The 15,940-nt window shown below is 69.6% G+C and carries 15 protein-coding genes; 8 read left to right on the top strand and 7 right to left on the bottom strand.

Annotated features, from left to right (window positions below):
* Positions 1 to 60: 60 nt before the first annotated feature.
* The 3 genes from G6027_RS00290 to G6027_RS00280 all read right to left on the bottom strand — a co-directional run bounded on the left by G6027_RS00290 (position 61) and on the right by G6027_RS00280 (position 2,363).
* Positions 61 to 1,131, bottom strand: coding sequence for a 2-dehydropantoate 2-reductase (locus tag G6027_RS00290; RefSeq protein ID WP_182634354.1), 1,071 nt, complete (start codon positions 1,129 to 1,131; stop codon positions 61 to 63).
* A gap of 73 nt (positions 1,132 to 1,204) precedes the next feature.
* Positions 1,205 to 1,879 (bottom strand): SDR family oxidoreductase, encoded by a 675-nt coding sequence (locus G6027_RS00285; RefSeq protein WP_182634351.1) that lies wholly within the window; start codon positions 1,877 to 1,879, stop codon positions 1,205 to 1,207.
* 28 nt (positions 1,880 to 1,907) lie between these two features.
* Positions 1,908 to 2,363: a MarR family transcriptional regulator gene (locus G6027_RS00280; protein ID WP_346995576.1), complete on the bottom strand. Its 456-nt coding sequence runs from the start codon at positions 2,361 to 2,363 to the stop codon at positions 1,908 to 1,910.
* A gap of 188 nt (positions 2,364 to 2,551) precedes the next feature.
* On the opposite strand from G6027_RS00280, the gene G6027_RS00275 reads away from it, so the two are divergent.
* The gene (locus tag G6027_RS00275; RefSeq protein ID WP_182634347.1) at positions 2,552 to 3,364 is read left to right on the top strand and encodes an alpha/beta hydrolase; all 813 of its coding nucleotides are present in this window, start codon (positions 2,552 to 2,554) and stop codon (positions 3,362 to 3,364) included.
* Between the two features lie 35 nt (positions 3,365 to 3,399).
* On the opposite strand, the gene G6027_RS00270 is transcribed toward G6027_RS00275, so the two are convergent.
* Positions 3,400 to 5,505, bottom strand: a complete 2,106-nt coding sequence (locus G6027_RS00270) for a PhoX family phosphatase (RefSeq protein WP_182634344.1) — start codon at positions 5,503 to 5,505, stop codon at positions 3,400 to 3,402.
* 217 nt (positions 5,506 to 5,722) lie between these two features.
* Here G6027_RS00270 and ugpC point away from each other — a divergent pair, with 217 nt between their 5' ends.
* The 5 genes from ugpC (at position 5,723) to G6027_RS00245 (ending at position 10,626) form a co-directional block, all read left to right on the top strand.
* A complete protein-coding gene (gene ugpC / locus G6027_RS00265; protein ID WP_182634342.1) occupies positions 5,723 to 6,778 on the top strand; it encodes a sn-glycerol-3-phosphate ABC transporter ATP-binding protein UgpC in 1,056 nt (351 codons plus the stop codon).
* A gap of 290 nt (positions 6,779 to 7,068) precedes the next feature.
* Positions 7,069 to 8,343 (top strand): ABC transporter substrate-binding protein, encoded by a 1,275-nt coding sequence (locus G6027_RS00260; protein WP_182634341.1) that lies wholly within the window; start codon positions 7,069 to 7,071, stop codon positions 8,341 to 8,343.
* 117 nt (positions 8,344 to 8,460) lie between these two features.
* Positions 8,461 to 9,450, top strand: coding sequence for a sugar ABC transporter permease (locus tag G6027_RS00255; protein WP_182634339.1), 990 nt, complete (start codon positions 8,461 to 8,463; stop codon positions 9,448 to 9,450).
* Positions 9,447 to 10,394, top strand: coding sequence for an ABC transporter permease subunit (locus tag G6027_RS00250; RefSeq protein WP_182634337.1), 948 nt, complete (start codon positions 9,447 to 9,449; stop codon positions 10,392 to 10,394). Before G6027_RS00255 ends, G6027_RS00250 begins: the two co-directional genes overlap by 4 nt.
* A gap of 7 nt (positions 10,395 to 10,401) precedes the next feature.
* The gene (locus G6027_RS00245) at positions 10,402 to 10,626 is read left to right on the top strand and encodes a hypothetical protein (protein WP_182634335.1); all 225 of its coding nucleotides are present in this window, start codon (positions 10,402 to 10,404) and stop codon (positions 10,624 to 10,626) included.
* A gap of 9 nt (positions 10,627 to 10,635) precedes the next feature.
* Here the strand turns inward: G6027_RS00245 and G6027_RS00240 are convergent, their stop codons facing one another.
* The 3 genes from G6027_RS00240 to G6027_RS00230 form a co-directional block, all read right to left on the bottom strand.
* A complete protein-coding gene (locus G6027_RS00240) occupies positions 10,636 to 11,436 on the bottom strand; it encodes an LLM class F420-dependent oxidoreductase (protein ID WP_182634333.1) in 801 nt (266 codons plus the stop codon).
* Positions 11,437 to 11,536: 100 nt separating this feature from the next.
* A complete protein-coding gene (locus G6027_RS00235; protein ID WP_182634331.1) occupies positions 11,537 to 12,007 on the bottom strand; it encodes a GXWXG domain-containing protein in 471 nt (156 codons plus the stop codon).
* A complete protein-coding gene (locus G6027_RS00230) occupies positions 12,004 to 13,146 on the bottom strand; it encodes an acyl-CoA dehydrogenase family protein (protein ID WP_182634329.1) in 1,143 nt (380 codons plus the stop codon). The genes G6027_RS00235 and G6027_RS00230 overlap by 4 nt, the downstream gene beginning before the upstream one ends.
* 114 nt (positions 13,147 to 13,260) lie before the next feature.
* Between G6027_RS00230 and G6027_RS00225 the strand changes: the two genes are divergently transcribed.
* Positions 13,261 to 14,757, top strand: a complete 1,497-nt coding sequence (locus G6027_RS00225) for an aldehyde dehydrogenase family protein (protein WP_182634327.1) — start codon at positions 13,261 to 13,263, stop codon at positions 14,755 to 14,757.
* A gap of 7 nt (positions 14,758 to 14,764) precedes the next feature.
* On the top strand, positions 14,765 to 15,880 hold the full coding sequence (locus tag G6027_RS00220) for an oxygenase MpaB family protein (RefSeq protein WP_182634325.1): 1,116 nt from the start codon (positions 14,765 to 14,767) through the stop codon (positions 15,878 to 15,880).
* The last annotated feature ends 60 nt before the right edge of the window (positions 15,881 to 15,940 follow it).

The following is a 15,940-nucleotide window of genomic DNA, read 5'->3' as shown; positions in this document are numbered from 1 at the left end:
CCACACCGAGCTCCTGCGGCGCACGTCGACCTGACGTGCCGGCCCGGGTCGGCCGGTCTCCTAGAGTTGCCGCCGCGCCAGCCGTCGTGCGCGTCGCCGCGCCCGCTGGAGTTCCGCGAGTAATGCCTTGCCGGTCCATTGGCGGCGGTCGGGTCCGGCCCGCTCGGCCTCGTGGACCAACTCGACCATGCGCGCACACGCCGGCGTCTCGACCCCGAGGTACCGGCCCATCCGCACCACCTCCCCCTGGAGGATGTCGATCTCGGTCGGTCGTCCGCGGACCAGGTCGTCGTTCATCGAGGACGTCCCGTCCGCGTCGACCCGCATGACCGCCCTGGCGAGTCTGCGGAACGCCGGCGTGGGCAGCCGCATGACGAACGGCAGCATTCCGGCGGGCACCGCGATGGGTACCCGGGACACCACCCCGGCGGCGGTGAAGACCCGGTTGGCCTCGGCCTGGCAGATCGCGACGCATCTCCGCAGGTCCCGGTCGAGGAGTTCGGTCCGCAGGGGGAGTCCGGACAGCGCCTGAACCGCGTTGTTGAGGTTCAACAGGACCTTGCCGTGCAGCACCGCCTGGATGTCGTCGGTCGCGCGCACCCGGAGACCGGCCTCCTCCATCACCCGCTGGAGCGGGGTGGCAAGGGGATGTTCGGCGATCCGGATCTCACCGTTGCTGGTCCGGCGGTAGGTGGCGGGACCCGTCCGGGCGACGTTGAAGGGGATGATCCCGGCGATCACCGGTGTCGAGTCCACGCCGTCGCGGATCAGATCGGCCGAGTGCAGTCCGTTCTGCAGGCCCACCACCAGCGATCCCGGACGCAGGAACGGGTCGAACTCGGCGGTGGCGGCGGCGGTGGAGCCCGCCTTGGTGCACACGAGCACCACGTCCGAGCGTCGCACGGACTCCGGTGACTCGGCCAGGGTGAGTGCGGCGGCCGGGATGTGGAGGCGGTCCTCCACACCCTCACCGGACTCCACGGTGAGGCCGACCGCGCGGATCGGGTCGAGCACATGAGGGCGCCCGACCAGGGTCACGTCCGCGTGGCGGGCGAGCCTGCCGCCGAGGTAGCACCCGACCACGCCCGCACCGATGACGGTGATGCGTAGTGGGGTGTCGGTGCCGGCCATGGTGCTGGACGTTACGACATGCGCACCGGTCCGGCGGTGGGATCGCACGCGTGCCCACCGGGTCGAGGGGATCTCAGCGGCGCCGGGGTCGCAGAACCACTTCGGTCGGGTGGGCGTCGGGTCCCGAGTCGAGGGCGTGGCGCACCGCGGTAGCCACGGAATCCGGGCTGAGGTGGGCCGACGGGTCGTAGGTTCCACCCTCGGCGGCGACGATCGCCCGCTGCATGTCGGTGTCCACCCGGCCCGGATGGATCGAGGTGACACGCAGGGCCGGTTCCTCGCCGCGGAGCGTGTCGGTGACGGCGCGGAGCGCGAACTTGGAGGCGCTGTAGGAGCCCCAGCCCGGCTTGGCGGTGGTCCCCGCACCGGAGTTGATGACGACGACGTGGCCGCGGGCCGCGCGGAGCGCCGGGAGCAGCACCCGGGTGAGCTCGACCACCGCGAGAACGTTGATCTCGAACGCGCGACGCCATTGGGCGGCGTCCGACTCGTCGATCCGCCCGAGTTCGGCCACCCCGGCACAGTGGACCACCCCGTCGAGGGTGGCGATCCCGTCGGCGACCGACGACACCCCGTCGGACGTCGTCAGATCCGCGGTCGCCACCCGGGCGGACGCGCAGGAGCGGGCGACAGACGCCAGCGCGTCGGTGTCGCGGCCCACCAGGATCAGATCGTGCCCTGCCTCGAGTGCCCTGGCCGTGGCCGCGCCGATCCCGCGGGAGGCGCCGGTGATCATGACTGTGCCCATGCCCGGTGAGGCTAGACGCCGCGCCGGGTCAGTGGGGGGCCGCGGTCCCGTCGAAGGCGTCCAGGAGTGCGTTGAGGGCGGGGACCGCCGCTGACAGCATCGCCCGGTGTTCCGGGGACAGGCGGGACAGGTGGTCGGCGAAGTCCTGGTCCCGCGCCTCGAGCACCTGGTCGATCCGTGCCCGACCGAGGTCCGTGAGCTCCACGCAGACGCCCCGGCCGTCCGACTCGTCCCGCACGCGCTCCACGTAGCCCATGCTCTCCACCACGGTCACCGAATTGCTGGTCGTGGGGACGCGGACGTTCTCCAACCGGGCCAGGTCGCTCATCCGCAACCGTCCATGGCAGGCGAGCGTGTAGAGGATCGAGGTCTGCGCGCGGCTGAGGGCGTACTGGGTGTTCTGCCGCCGGACCAGCAGGTCCAGTCTGAGGAGGATGGGTCGGAACTCCGTCGCCAGTCCGCTCGTCGCGGGTTCGCTCGGCACCCGTCCGCTTGCCGCGAGCCCGCCTACCGCCGGCCCGCTCGTCGCCGGTTCACTCGCCACCAGTCCGCTCGTCACAGTGTCCACGCCGTGCCCCCTGACCAGTTCGTCCCCTCGGTCGCATGGGAGATGTAAGCACGTTCCGGGGCGGTTATGGGGCGTCATCCCGGGCCGTGAGGGATACTCTCGGAATGGATTTGTATCACCAGGTCACCGGTTCCGGTCCCACGATCATCCTCATGCACGGTGTCTGTCACCGTGCGCACGCGTGGGACCCGGTCGTCCCGCTGCTGGCGGACCGGTACCGGGTGGTGGTGGTGGACCTGCCCGGACACGGGGAGTCGGCGGATCTCCCCGACGCGGGTGACGTGCTCGAGTACATGATCGACCAGCTGGGCGAGCTCATCGCGGAGGTCGTGCCGGACGGGGAGCGCCCCCACGTCGTCGGGAACTCGCTCGGCGGCTTCCTCGCACTGGAGCTGGGGGCCCGTGGCCTGGCGAGCAGTGTCACCGCGCTCTCACCGGCCGGGTTCTTCCGGTCCGACGCCGAGTGGCGCTACACGATGACCGTGTTCCACAGCCTGCGCCGGGCTGCCGGCAAGCTGGGCCGACACATCCCCGTGGTGACCGAGAGGGCGGCGGGCCGTGCGGTGATGATGGCCGCGTTCTGTGCTCGGCCGTGGCGGTACCCCGCCGAGGCGGCGGCGATCGACGGGGAGGCGATCATCAGCAACACCGTGCTGGACCGAGCGGATCGCCGCACGTTCCTGTTCTCCGCGCCGGTGGACGAGGAGCTGCCGATCACCATCCGGTGGGGCCGGTTCGACCTGGTGCTGCCGGTCCGGCAGGTCTCGCTCGCCTCGAGGTTGTTCCCGCAGGCCAGAGTGGAGATCTCGGCCGACGGGCACGTTCCGATGTCGGACGATCCGGAGGGCGTCGCCGCCTCGATCGCCGCGACCGTCGAGCGCGGGGTGGCGTATGCGGGTCCGGCGAGCCGGGTCTGACGACCCGGGCCCGCCCGGACCCCGCACACCGACGATCAGGAACCCAGGGAGCCCGTCGGGAGCGACCCTCCGGAAAGCGACCCGGTCCCGCCGGTGAACCCGTCCTTCCACGCCACGACCGTCGACGGACGCGGCTGCGACGTCCCGCCGTCGGGCCAGTGGGAGGCGGGGTTCTCGATCGAGGCCCCGTCCTTCTCTCCCGGGTGCTGGACGTTGACGATGGCGCGGTCGGCGAAGATCAGTGGGCCGCAGGTCTCGGCGCCGATCGGGACGGTGAGGAACAGCTTGGTCTCGCCCCGGTTCGGCCCCTCGGTGGCCACCGAGTACAGACCGTCGTTGAACCCGAGGGCGTTGCCGTCGGTGGACACCCACAGTCCGCCGGCCGGGTCGAACGCCACGTTGTCCGGGCAGGAGATCGGGCTGACCTTGGACTTGTCGAAGCCGCCGAAGTAGGTGTCGGCTGCGGCGGGGTCGCCGCACACCAGGAGGAGGTTCCACCCGAAGGTCGTCCCTGCGTGGTCGTCCGTGATCTCGACGACCTGCCCGTGCTTGTTGTTGTGCCGGGGGTTGACCTCGTCGACCTGTCCGACCGTCCGGCGGCTGTTATTGGTCAGTGCCATGTAGACCTTGCCGGTCGTGGGGCTGGGCTCGACGTCCTCAGGGCGGTCCATCTTGGTGGCCCCGACAGCGTCGCCCGCCATGCGGGTGTGCACGGCGACCTGCTCCGCGGTCATGCCGGAGACGTGGGAGACGGCGTTCCCGGCGGAGTCGACGGTCATGAGCGGGATCCAACCGCCCGCCCCGTCGAACGCGCCGTCCGAGGGGAGCGCGCCCGACCCGTCGATCTCGGACTCCGGGGAGTTTCCGGTGAAGGTGGCCACGTAGAGGGTCCCCTCGTCGAGGATCCTCATGTTCTGGGCCCGCGCCGCCGCGTTCCGCCCCGGCACCATCTTCCGGCTGGAGACGAACTTGTACAGGTAGTCGAATCGCTCGTCGTCGCCCGAATAGATGACGACGGTCCCGTCGTTGGTCACGTGGACGGTCCCGCCCTCGTGCTTGAACCGGCCGAGCGCCGAGTGCTTGACGGGCGTGGAGTCCGGGTTCCAGGGATCGAGCTCGACGACGTAGCCGAAGCGGTTGACCTCGTTGGGCTCGGCGGCCAGGTCGAAGCGGCTGTCGAAGCGCTCCCACTTGCGACCGGACTCGGTGATCGACACGCCGTAGCGCCGGAGGGCCTCCACCCGGGCCGGGTCGGTCACTGAGCCGGTCGTGCCGAAGTACTGGTTGAAGTTCTCCTCGCCGGAGAGCACGGTCCCCCAGGGGGTGTGGCCGCCTGCGCAGTTGTTGAGCGTTCCCAGCACGCGGGTCCCGGTCGGGTCTGCGGTGGTGCGGGTGAGCGGGCCGACGGCCGGGCCGCGCAACTCGAACGGCGTCGTCGCGGTGATGCGGCGGTTGTAGGAGCCCATCACGGGATCGAGCCCACCGTCGCCTGCGCGGCTGGTGAGCTCGACCACGGTCATCCCGTGGGCGGCCCACGCGGTCTCCACTTGCTCGCGGGTGGGAGCGGCGGAATCGTACCCGCGGAACATCGTGGGCTCGGTCGTGTACTCGTGGTTGACGATCAGGAGGAACCGGCTGTCCCGATCGTCCATGGGGTACAGCACCGCGAGGTCGCAGTTGTAGCCGTACTGCAGGGACTGCGCGGCGGCGGTCTGGTTCTCGAAGTCGAAGGCGGGGGCGCCGGGGATCACCGGGTCGCCCCAGCGGATCACCACGTGGCTCGAGTACCCGGCCGGTACGACGACGGCGTCCGCGGTGTTGGGTGCCACCGGGAGGAATCCGGTGTCGAGCGTGCCCCCGCCCGTCGAACCGAGAGCGCCCGCCGAACCGGCGCCGAGGGAGCCCTGCGCGGCGACGGTGGCCGGCAGGACCTGGGTGGCCCCCACCGCGAGGGCGACCACACCGGCCGCCTTGAGTGCCCCGCGGCGGCTGATCTCGGTGGCGACGTCCCCGAAGTACGGATTGCCGCTGGCGTTGGGGACCGGTGCAGCGCACTGGTCACCGCACTTGTACAGACAGGTCAGGTGCTGGCGGTTGGAGATGCCGGGGGTGGCGATCGGAAGCAGACGACGGACTGACAACGGTTCTCCCTGAGGACGTGTGCGCCCCGCACGGGCGCACGAGGACGCTGTGACCCTAGGGAGCGCGGGCGACGGCGCGGGCGTGCTGAGGACACGTGCGGATGAACTGTGGGCGCAGTGCCGGTGAACTCCGGTCCCGTGGCGCTACAGTCGTCGTGACAACCCTCTATCTCGGATCGTCCGGCACGTTCCTGCCGGTGAAGGGAAAGATCTCTCCATGGCTGCGGTGACCTTCGAGAACGTGTCCATCATCTACCCCGGCGCCGCACGGCGCAGCGTGGACCGACTCGATCTGGAGATCGCCGACGGCGAGTTCCTCGTCCTGGTCGGGCCGTCGGGCTGCGGCAAGTCCACCACTCTCCGCGCGATCGCCGGGTTGGAGGACGTGTCGGCCGGTCGCATCCTCATCGGCGACAGGGACGTCACCGGGTCGGAGCCCAAGGACCGGGACATCGCGATGGTGTTCCAGAACTATGCGCTCTACCCGCACTACACCGTGCGGGAGAACATGGGTTTCGCGCTCAAGCTGGCCAAGGCGTCCAAGAAGGAGATCGCGGAGCGGGTGGACCGCGCCGCGGAGATGCTCGACCTCACGGACTACCTCGACCGTAAGCCCAAGGAGCTCTCCGGTGGTCAGCGCCAGCGGGTCGCCATGGGTCGGGCGATCGTGCGCAACCCCCAGGTGTTCCTGATGGACGAACCCCTGTCGAACCTGGACGCCAAGCTCCGGGTGGCCACCCGTGCCCAGATCGCCAAACTGCAGCGTGACCTGCGGACCACCATGATCTACGTGACCCACGACCAGGTCGAGGCCATGACGATGGGGGATCGGGTGGCGGTGCTCAAGGACGGCATCCTGCAGCAGGTCGACACCCCGCGCGAGCTCTACCACAATCCGGTCAACGCCTTCGTCGCCGGTTTCATCGGATCGCCGTCGATGAACCTCTTCGACGCCCCCGTCTCCGACGGCCGGGTCGACGTGGAGGGCTTCCGCGAAGAGGTCCCGCCGGGGTCCGGACCGAGGGTCACCGTGGGCGTGCGACCGGAGCACCTGCGGATCGCCGGGGACGGTCACGGGTTGGAGGTGACCGTGGATCTGGTCGAGGAACTGGGGGCCGACAGCTACCTCCACTGCTCCACCGGTGACGGACACCCCGTGGTCTACCGGGCCGAATCGGGTGACCACCCGGGCAAGGGCGAGACCATGTTCCTGGCCGCGCTCGACGACGAGGTCCGCTTCTTCGACGTGGAGTCCGGTCTGCGCCTGCGGTGACCGGCGGGGCTGACGCCGGCCGGGTCGATCAGGGTGCGGCGGGGCCGGTCGTGGGTGGCCGCAACACCTGTTGTTGCTAGAGTGTCGCCTGTGATCTAAGTCTCGCGGCCCCCACGGGCTGCGGGGCGGCGGGGCGTCGGTGATCGGACCGCTCGTGGTCCGACGCCACAGGCCCTGCGTGGGTTACGCTCAGCGGGACCTCAGAGAGACCCGCGTCACAGTGAGCCCGGGATCATCCGACCGTCGGCACACGTCGGCGGTAGGCGAGACACAACAGTAGGAGAGAGCGCATGGCCGTTCACGGCAGGTTCCTCAAAGCGGCGGCGGCCGCATCCATGGTCGCGGTGGTCACCGCGGCCTGTGCCAACGGTGGTGGTGACGAATCCGACGAGCAGGCGGAGGCCGGCACCTCGGGCGTCGGCCCGATCACCTTTGCGATGGGCAGCAACGACACGGACAAGCTCCGTCCCGTCATCGAGCAGTGGAACGCGGAGAACCCTGACCAGGAGGTCACCCTCCGCGAGCTCCCCGCCGAGCAGGACGGACAGCGGGACACGCTCACGCAGTCCCTCCAGACCGAGAGCGGCGAGTACGACGTGTTCGCGCTCGATGTCACGGACACCGCGTACTTCGCGGCCAACGGGTGGCTGCAGCCGATCGAGGGCGACACCGAGGTCGACACCTCCGGCCTGATCGAGGCCGCCGTGGACTCCGCGACCTACAACGGCACGCTCTACGGCATCCCGCAGAACACCAACGCCCAGTTGCTGTACTACCGCACGGACCTCCAGCCGGAGGCGCCCGCCAACTGGGACGCGCTGGTCGCCTCCTGCGAGGCCGCGGAGGGTGCCGACGTCGACTGCCTGCAGACGCAGCTCAGCCTCTACGAGGGCCTCACCGTCGCCGCCACCCAGTTCATCCACAGCTGGGGCGGCCAGGTCGTCGGCGACGACGGGCAGACCCCGGAGCTCGACACCGATCAGGCACGCGCGGGCCTCACCGCCCTGGTCGACGCCTACCAGAACGGCGTGATCCCCCCGCAGACCGACGCCTTCACGGAGGAGGAGACCGCGCAGGCCTTCCTCGCCGGCGAGACCATGTACTCCTACAACTGGCCGTACATGTACGAGTCGGGCCAGTCCGATCCCACCTCCCAGGTCCAGGGCCGGTTCGAGGTCGCGCCCATCGTCGGCCAGGACGGCGCAGGCCGGTCCACCCTCGGCGGCTACAACAACGCCATCAACGTGTTCTCCGAGAACAAGGCCACGGCCCAGGCGTTCCTCGAGTTCATCATCTCCGAGGACGTCCAGATGGGCTTCGCCGAGCAGTCGTTCCCGCCGGTGCTGACCTCGATCTACGACGACGAGGCGCTTCAGCAGGAGTTCCCGTACATGCCGGCCCTCAAGGCGGCTCTCGAGAACGCCGAGCCGCGCCCGGTCACGCCGTACTACCCGGCCGTGTCCAAGGCGATCCAGGACAACACGTTCGCCGCGCTGCGTGGCGAGAAGAACGTCGAGCAGGCGCTCACCGACATGAGCGCCGCGATCGAGCAAGCGGCTCAGTGACACCAGAGTCTGAACAGCAGGTATGACATCACCGCGCTGATGGGCCCCGGGTAGCATTCCCGGGGCCCATCGGCCGTCGTGGTGAGGGCGGGTGCGATCCGATGAGGAGCTGCAGCGATGACGACGAGTGAGAAGTCCCCGGCGCCACTGGTCGAGAAGAGGTTCGACTGGCGTCCGGTGTGGATGGTGGGCCCCGCGCTCGCGATCCTCGCGGTGGTGATCGGCTATCCGGTCGTCCGTGCGGTGTACCTGTCCTTCCAGGCCGACCGCGGCCTGGATCCCGCCACCGGGATGTTCTCCGACGGTGGTTTCGCCGGTTTTCAGCACTATCTCTACTGGCTCACCCAGGCGTGCCCGGCCCGGGGCGGCGACGGCACCATCCCCTGCCCGCCCGGTGTCTCGGCCGTCGACTTCTGGCCCGCCATGGGCAACACGCTGTTCTTCACCGTCACCACCGTCTCGCTCGAGACCGTGCTCGGCTTCGCCATGGCCGTGGTCATGGGCAAGAGCATCTGGGGGCGCTCCCTCCTGCGGGCGGCGGTCCTCGTCCCGTGGGCGATCCCGACCGCGGTCACCGCCAAGCTCTGGGCGTTCATCTTCGCCCCCAACGGGATCGCCAACACGATGCTGGGCACCAACATCGCCTGGACCACCGACCCGTTCTACGCCCGTATGGCCATCATCGTGGCGGACGTGTGGAAGACCGCGCCCTTCATGGCGCTGCTGATCCTCGCCGGGCTGCAGATGATCCCCGGTGACGTCTACGAGGCGGCCCGCGTCGACGGTGCCTCCCGGTGGCAACAGTTCACCAGGATCACCCTGCCGCTGGTCCGGCCGGCGCTGATGGTCGCGATCCTGTTCCGCACCCTCGACGCCTTGCGCATGTACGACCTGCCCGTGATCCTCGTGTCGGCCAACTCCGGCTCGCCCACCGCGACGGTGTCCATGCTGGTGGTCAACGAGATGCGAATGGGCAACTTCAACAGTGCGTCCGCCATATCGACACTGGTGTTCCTGCTGATCTTCGCCGTGGCGTTCGTCATGGTGAAGTTCCTCGGCGCGAACGTCGTCGATGACCGCACCGGCAAGAAGGAGGAGATCCGGTGAGTCACCGAGCGCCTGAACCGTCCACGTCGTCCACCACGCGATCGACCACCTCGTCGTCGTCACACCCCGGTTCGCACGATCGGGACAACAACGACGACCTCCGCGCCCCCCGCAAGCCACTCGGCCCGAGGATCGGCACCTACATCGGGGCCCTGCTCATCCTGATCTGGGGGCTCGCGCCGTTCTACTGGATGCTCGTCACCGCGTTCCGCGACAACCGGTTCGTGTTCTCCGCCAGTCCCGTGCCCTCGCACCTCACCCTGGACAACTTCCGAGAGGCGCTGGCGACGGACGCGGGCAACAACTTCTTCGGAGCGATCATCAACTCGGTGATCATCAGTTCCATCACCACCGGGCTGGCGCTGCTCTTCGGCGTGTTCACCGCATATGCGCTCGCGCGGGTGGACTTCCGCGGGAAGTTCCTCGTCACCGGCGTCATCCTGGCCGCGTCGATGTTCCCCGGCGTCGCGCTGGTCACGCCGCTGTTCCAGCTGTTCACCGACATCGGCTGGATCGGCACCTATCAGGCGCTCATCATCCCCAACATCTCGTTCGCTCTGCCCCTGACCATCTACACCCTGACCTCGTTCTTCAACGACCTGCCCTGGGAGTTGGAGGAGGCGGCGCGCGTCGACGGCGCCACCCGCGGCCAGGCGTTCATCAAGATCATCCTGCCGCTCGCCGCGCCGGCGTTGTTCACCACCGCGATCCTGGCGTTCATCATCACGTGGAACGAGTTCCTGCTGTCACAGCAGCTGTCCAACTCCTCGACCGAGCCGGTCACCGTGGCGATCGCCCGGTTCTCGGGGGTCAACCCCTACATCCCGCCGCACGCGGCGATCATGGCGGCGGGTGCGCTCGTCACCGTGCCGCTCGTGATCATGGTGCTGATCTTCCAACGACGGATCATCTCCGGCCTCACCGCCGGCGGCCTGAAGAGCTGACCCGGCTGTGGCTCGGAGCGGCGGCGACGCGCTCGGGACCCGGCAGCGGCTGGAGGTCCTGGGCGGGTTCGTCGGGTTCTTCACCGTGCTGGCGCTGGTCAACGCGGTGGGACTGATCGTGGCCGGGCGCCCGTCGATACTCGCCTCGTTCGTGCTGGTGCTGATGCTCGCGGCGTCCGGCTACACCTTCCGTGTGTGGCGTCGCGCCGACCGCGCCGTCAACCGAGGCTGACCACGGCCGTCAGCGCCCGTCGCGCCAGGCCACCAACGACTCCACCAGATCCAGGGGGTAGTCGGGCCCGTTCAGGCCCACGGTGAACAACGTGACGCCCTCGGCCAGCAGGGCGTCCGCCGAGCGCCGCGCCTCGTCGGCGGAGGAGGCGCCGCCGACCTCGGTGGAGCGCTCGATCTCACCGGGATCCCGCCCGACGTCGGCGCAGTGCCGGGCCAGCACCCCGGACTTGTGGCGGTAGGTCTCCACGTCCACGAACGAGTGCCAGATGTCGGCGTGGCGGGCCACGTGCTTCAGCGTCTTGCGCTCGCCTCCGCCGCCCAGGAGCACCGGGATGTGACGCGTCGGGGGCGGGGTGAGCTTGGCGAAGCGCTGCTCGATCCGCTCGAGGGAGTCCCCGAGGTCGTCGAGCCGAGAGCCCTTGGTGCCGAAGTCGTATCCGTACTCGGCGTAGTCCCGCTCGAACCAGCCGCTGCCCAGCCCGAGGATCAGGCGGCCACCCGAGATGTGGTCGACGGTGCGGGCCATGTCGGCCAACAGGTCGGGGTTGCGGTAGGTGTTGCAGGTGACCAGGGCGCCGATCTCCACGCGTTCGGTCTGCTCGGCCCAGGCCGCGAGCATCGTCCAGCACTCGAAGTGGGCGCCGTCGGGATCCCCGTAGAGGGGATAGAAGTGGTCCCAATTGAACACCACGTCGACCCCCGCGTCCTCGGACCGCCGGACGGCGTCGCGAAGGAGGCCGTAGTCGGGTGCGTGCTGGGGCCGGAGTTGGACGGCGATGCGGACCGGGCGTTCGGTGTTCTGGGTCATGCGTCCAGTGTGGTCCGCATCGCCGTCCCGCGCACCCGGCCCGGTGATCGCCGCCTGTCGCCGCGGAGGCCGCCGTCCTCCGGGGAACAGCTCGGGCGGGTCAGCTCTCGCGCTCGAGGACAAACCAGAAGTGCTCGCCCTCCCGGACGGTGCCGCGACCGTTCATCACGGCCAGGAGGGTGTCGGGATCGACGACGGCGAAGTGGTCGATCACCGGCAGCCGGTCGTAGACCATGGACGCGCACGGGCGGCCGCGGAACGAGACCTCCCAGAGCGATGCCCCGCCCCCGCCCGTGGCGGAGGTGTCCGGCACGACAGCACCCGTGTCGTCGGTGACGAGGATCGGGTCCACCTTGCGGGGATCGGTGAAGTCCTTTCCCCACCAGCGCATCTGCCCGAGCATCCCGAACATCGGGTGCCCGGTGTCCAGTCCGGTTCCGCGCCAGCGGGTACCGGCGACGGCGTCGACCCGGGCGGGCTCCAGCGAATCCCAGAGCGCCGACACCCGCTCGGACGGCACCGTGTCGAGCGCGCGGATCGCGTCGAGTTCGCTCCTGGCCGCGGCGCTCACAGCCCGTACGTCTTTCCGATGATGTCGCGCTGGATCTCGTTGGTGCCGCCGTAGATGGTGGACACGACGGCCTGGCGGACAAGGCGCTCCATGCCGTACTCGGTGGCGTAGCCGTAACCGCCCATGGACTGCATGCACTCGAGGGTGACCCGCTTGCTCAGCTCGGAGGCCTTGAGCTTGGCCATGGAGGCCTCGCGGGGGAAGAGTGCGCTGGGGTCGGACTCGTCGATCTTCTTGGCCACGGCGTAGACCAGCAGGCGGGTGGCCTCGATCTCGGTGGCCAGGTCGGCCATGCGGTGGCGGATGACCTGGAAGGAGCCGACGGGCCGGCCGAACTGCTCGCGCTCGCGGATGAACGTCAGGCAGTCGTCGAAGGCGCGCTGGGCCACGCCGAGCTGCATGGCGGCCAGGATGAGCCGCTCGATGTTGAGCCCGGTCATGAGCTGCTTCCAGCCACCACCGACCTCGCCGATCACGGACTCCGCGGGCAGACGCACGTCGGTGAAGTAGAGGTCGTTGACCTCCTTGCCGCCCATGGTCTCGATGCCGGTCATCTGCAGGCCCGGGGCGTCGGCGGGCACGTCGAACATGGTGATGCCCTCGTGCTTGGCGCCCGACGAGTCGGTGCGCGCCACCAGCAGGATGCGGTCGGCGAAGTGGGCGTTGGAGCACCAGGTCTTCTGGCCGGTGATCACCCAGTCGTCGCCGTCGCGGACGGCCTTGCAGCGCAGCGCCGCCACGTCGGACCCGGCGCCGGGCTCGGACATGGAGATGGCCAGCGTCCCGCCCTTCACGACCAGGTCGAGCGCGCGTTTGCGCTGCTCCTCGGACCCGAACTTCTGGTAGGCGGCGCCGGTGATGAGGGTCGGGCCGATGCCACCGATGGGGGCGAGACCACGCAGCGAGTGCTCGAGCAGCAGGCACAGCTCCACGGCTCCGGCGTCGGCGCCGCCGTACTCCTCGGGGACGGTCAGTCCCAGCCAGCCGAGCTCGGCCATTTTGGCGTAGATCTCGGGCGAGTGGGTGCCGCCCTCGGTGGTGAGCTCCCGCCGCTTCTCGGCGCTTCCGACCTCGCGCGCGCAGAAGTCGTCGATGGACCTGGCGAAGTCCCGCTGTTCTTCGGTGAGGATGTCGAACACGTCTGGCCTCGGTTTTCTGTCAGGGGGTGACGATGGAGGGCACAGTCGACTACTGTGGCCCGTATCACGGACGGTACATCAAATATATGTGATCGGAAACTGGAGGGAACCCGAATGACGACCACCGAACCCAGCAAGACCGGCCCCACTCTCGCGAGCCTGGATCCCCGCGACGGCACTGTTCTGGCGGAGTACCCGATCGCCGGACCCGAGGAGGTGGCGCTCGCCGTCGAGCGTGCGCGCGCCGCCGCCCGCTGGTGGTCCGCCCAGGGTCCGCGCGGTCGCCGGGAGTGGTTGCTCGAGTACAAGCGGGCGATCGCCTCCCGCGCCGACGAGCTGGCCTCACTCATCTCCGCCGAGACCGGCAAGCCGGATGAGGACGCGACCCTCGAGGTCATGCTCACGGTGAGCCACCTGGAGTGGGCGGCCAAGAACGCCGACAAGGTGCTGCGCCGCCGCTCCGTGTCCGCCGGACTGCTCATGAGCAACCAGGCGGCCTACGTCGAGTACCAGCCGTACGGCGTCGTCGGCGCGATCGGTCCCTGGAACTACCCCGCGTTCACCCCGATGGGCACCCTCTCCTACGCCATGGCCGCCGGCAACGCCGTGGTGTTCAAGCCCAGTGAGCTCACGCCCGGTGTGGGCGTCTGGCTCGCCGAGGTGTGGAACTCGCTCGGCGCCTCGCAGCCGCTGTTCCAGACCATCACGGGTGACGGTTCGACCGGCGCCGCGCTGTGCAGGGCGGGCGTGGACAAGCTGGCGTTCACCGGGTCGGCCGCGACGGGCCGCAAGGTCATGGCCGCCTGCGCGGAGACGCTCACCCCCGTCGTCATCGAGGGTGGCGGCAAGGACGCGTTCCTGGTGGACGCCGACGCCGACCTCGACTCGGCCGTCGACCAGGCGGTCTTCGGCGCCATGGGCAACGCGGGGCAGACGTGCGCCGGCGTCGAACGGATCTACGTCCACCGGGACGTCCGGGACGCCTTCGTCCACAAGTTCACCGCGAAGGTGCGGGCGCTGACCCCCGGCACCGCGGTGACCTCCAGCTACGGGCCCATGACACTGCCCGCCCAGATCGACATCGTCCGCAGGCACGTCGAGGACGCGCTGGCCCGCGGTGGCAAGGCCGTCATCGGTGGCGAGGAGTCGGTGGGGGAGCGGGTCGTCGAGCCGGTCGTCCTGGTCGACGTCCCCGAGGACTCCACGGCGATCACCGAGGAGACGTTCGGGCCGACCGTCGTCATCAACTCGGTCGCGGACCTGGAGGAGGCGGTCGAGAAGGCCAACGCCAGCCGCTACGGCCTCGGCGGCGCGATCTTCACCGGCAACCGCAAGCGGGGACTGGCGCTGGCGGAGAAGCTCGACGTGGGCATGGTGTCGGTCAACGCGTTCCTCGCCTTCGCCGGGATCCCCTCGCTGCCGTTCGGTGGCTCGGGCGACTCGGGCTTCGGCCGCATCCACGGTGCCGACGGGCTCCGGGAGTTCTCGCGGCCCAAGGCCATCACGGCCCAGAAGTTCGCCGCCCCGCTCAACCTCATGACCATGACCCGCAAGCCGAGGGACATCAAGGTGGTCAAGTGGATGCTGGCCAACGTGCAGGGAAAGCTGTGATCGCCCGATGACTGCCACCGCCTCCAGTAGGAGCACGCCGGAAGAGCTCCGGGAGACGACGACGACGAGCTCCGCCGCCGCGGGACGGCACACCGTCCCCGGGGTGTTCGGACCGATCCCGTCCGAGCTGGTGGCCGACGACGCCGTCGACCATCCGCTCACGGCGACGCCGCCGCTCAAGCCCGGCCGCTGGTACTGGCGCGACCTCATCGCGTCCCTCGACCCGGTCGCCGACGCGGCGGAGATCCACCGCATCACCACCTCGTACGAGTTCCCCTGGGACTACCAGCGGGCACTCGAGCTGGCCTTGTACCGCACGTACTGTGTGCCCTCGGTGTCGGCGGTCCTGGAGCAGGCCGGCCAGTTCCGCGACAACCCCCAGAAGCGTTACGACGACACGGCGTTGCTGATGGTGGAGCTGGTCGAGCACGGGTACGACTCGCCGCGCGGCAAAGAGGCGCTGCGCGTGATCAACCGCCAGCACGCGCGGTACGAGATCACGAACGACGACATGCTGTACGTGCTGTCGACGTTCATCTACGAACCGCTGGAGTGGATCGACGCGATCGGGTGGCGACGACTGCACCCCCATGAGCGACTGGCTGCGTTCCACTTCTACCGCGGGGTGGGGCAGCGGATGAAGATCGCCGACATCCCCGAGGACATCGGGGAGTTCCGCCGGTGGCGTGACGACTACGAGGCCCGCACCTTCCGCTACGACCGGAACAACGAGCTCATCGGCACGTACACGCTCGATCTCATGTGTTCCTGGTATCCGGAGGCGGTCCGCCCCGCGGTCCGCAAGGTGGTCCTGTCACTCGTGGACGACGACATGACCCGGGCCTTCGGCTTCCCGTGGCAGCCGCCGGGCAGACGCAGGGCCGCGTACGCCGCGCTGCGGGCCCGGTCAGCAGTGGTGAGGTGGCTCCCGGTCCGTCGCCGTGCGCTGGGGTCCAGTGCGACGGAGAACCGGACCTACCCGGGGTATCCGAACGGATACCGGCCCGCAGACCTGGGGGCTTGCCCCATCCAGCCGCGGGATCGGATGGAGGGGTGCCCGGTGATGCACCAGGGTGCGGAGGGACCGGCTGACGCCGCGGATCGAGGAGAGGCGGTGGCATGACCGCAGCCGCCCCGCCCCGGCCCCCCGGGGCTCCGGCCCGCTTCGCCGCCGACGAGCGGT

The sequence above is a fragment of the Dietzia sp. SLG310A2-38A2 genome, assembly GCF_014145095.1.
GTDB lineage: Bacteria > Actinomycetota > Actinomycetes > Mycobacteriales > Mycobacteriaceae > Dietzia.
Note: the sequence above shows the minus strand (reverse complement) of the source record. Positions and strands in the feature narration are given on the sequence as shown.

Coding starts and splice junctions, on each gene's coding strand:
- G6027_RS00290 (WP_182634354.1), bottom strand. CDS start 1,131: ATGGCCGGCACCGACACCCCACTACGCATCACCGTCATCGGTGCGGGC.
- G6027_RS00285 (WP_182634351.1), bottom strand. CDS start 1,879: ATGGGCACAGTCATGATCACCGGCGCCTCCCGCGGGATCGGCGCGGCC.
- G6027_RS00275 (WP_182634347.1), top strand. CDS start 2,552: ATGGATTTGTATCACCAGGTCACCGGTTCCGGTCCCACGATCATCCTC.
- ugpC (WP_182634342.1), top strand. CDS start 5,723: ATGGCTGCGGTGACCTTCGAGAACGTGTCCATCATCTACCCCGGCGCC.
- G6027_RS00260 (WP_182634341.1), top strand. CDS start 7,069: ATGGCCGTTCACGGCAGGTTCCTCAAAGCGGCGGCGGCCGCATCCATG.
- G6027_RS00255 (WP_182634339.1), top strand. CDS start 8,461: ATGACGACGAGTGAGAAGTCCCCGGCGCCACTGGTCGAGAAGAGGTTC.
- G6027_RS00240 (WP_182634333.1), bottom strand. CDS start 11,436: ATGACCCAGAACACCGAACGCCCGGTCCGCATCGCCGTCCAACTCCGG.
- G6027_RS00225 (WP_182634327.1), top strand. CDS start 13,261: ATGACGACCACCGAACCCAGCAAGACCGGCCCCACTCTCGCGAGCCTG.
- G6027_RS00220 (WP_182634325.1), top strand. CDS start 14,765: ATGACTGCCACCGCCTCCAGTAGGAGCACGCCGGAAGAGCTCCGGGAG.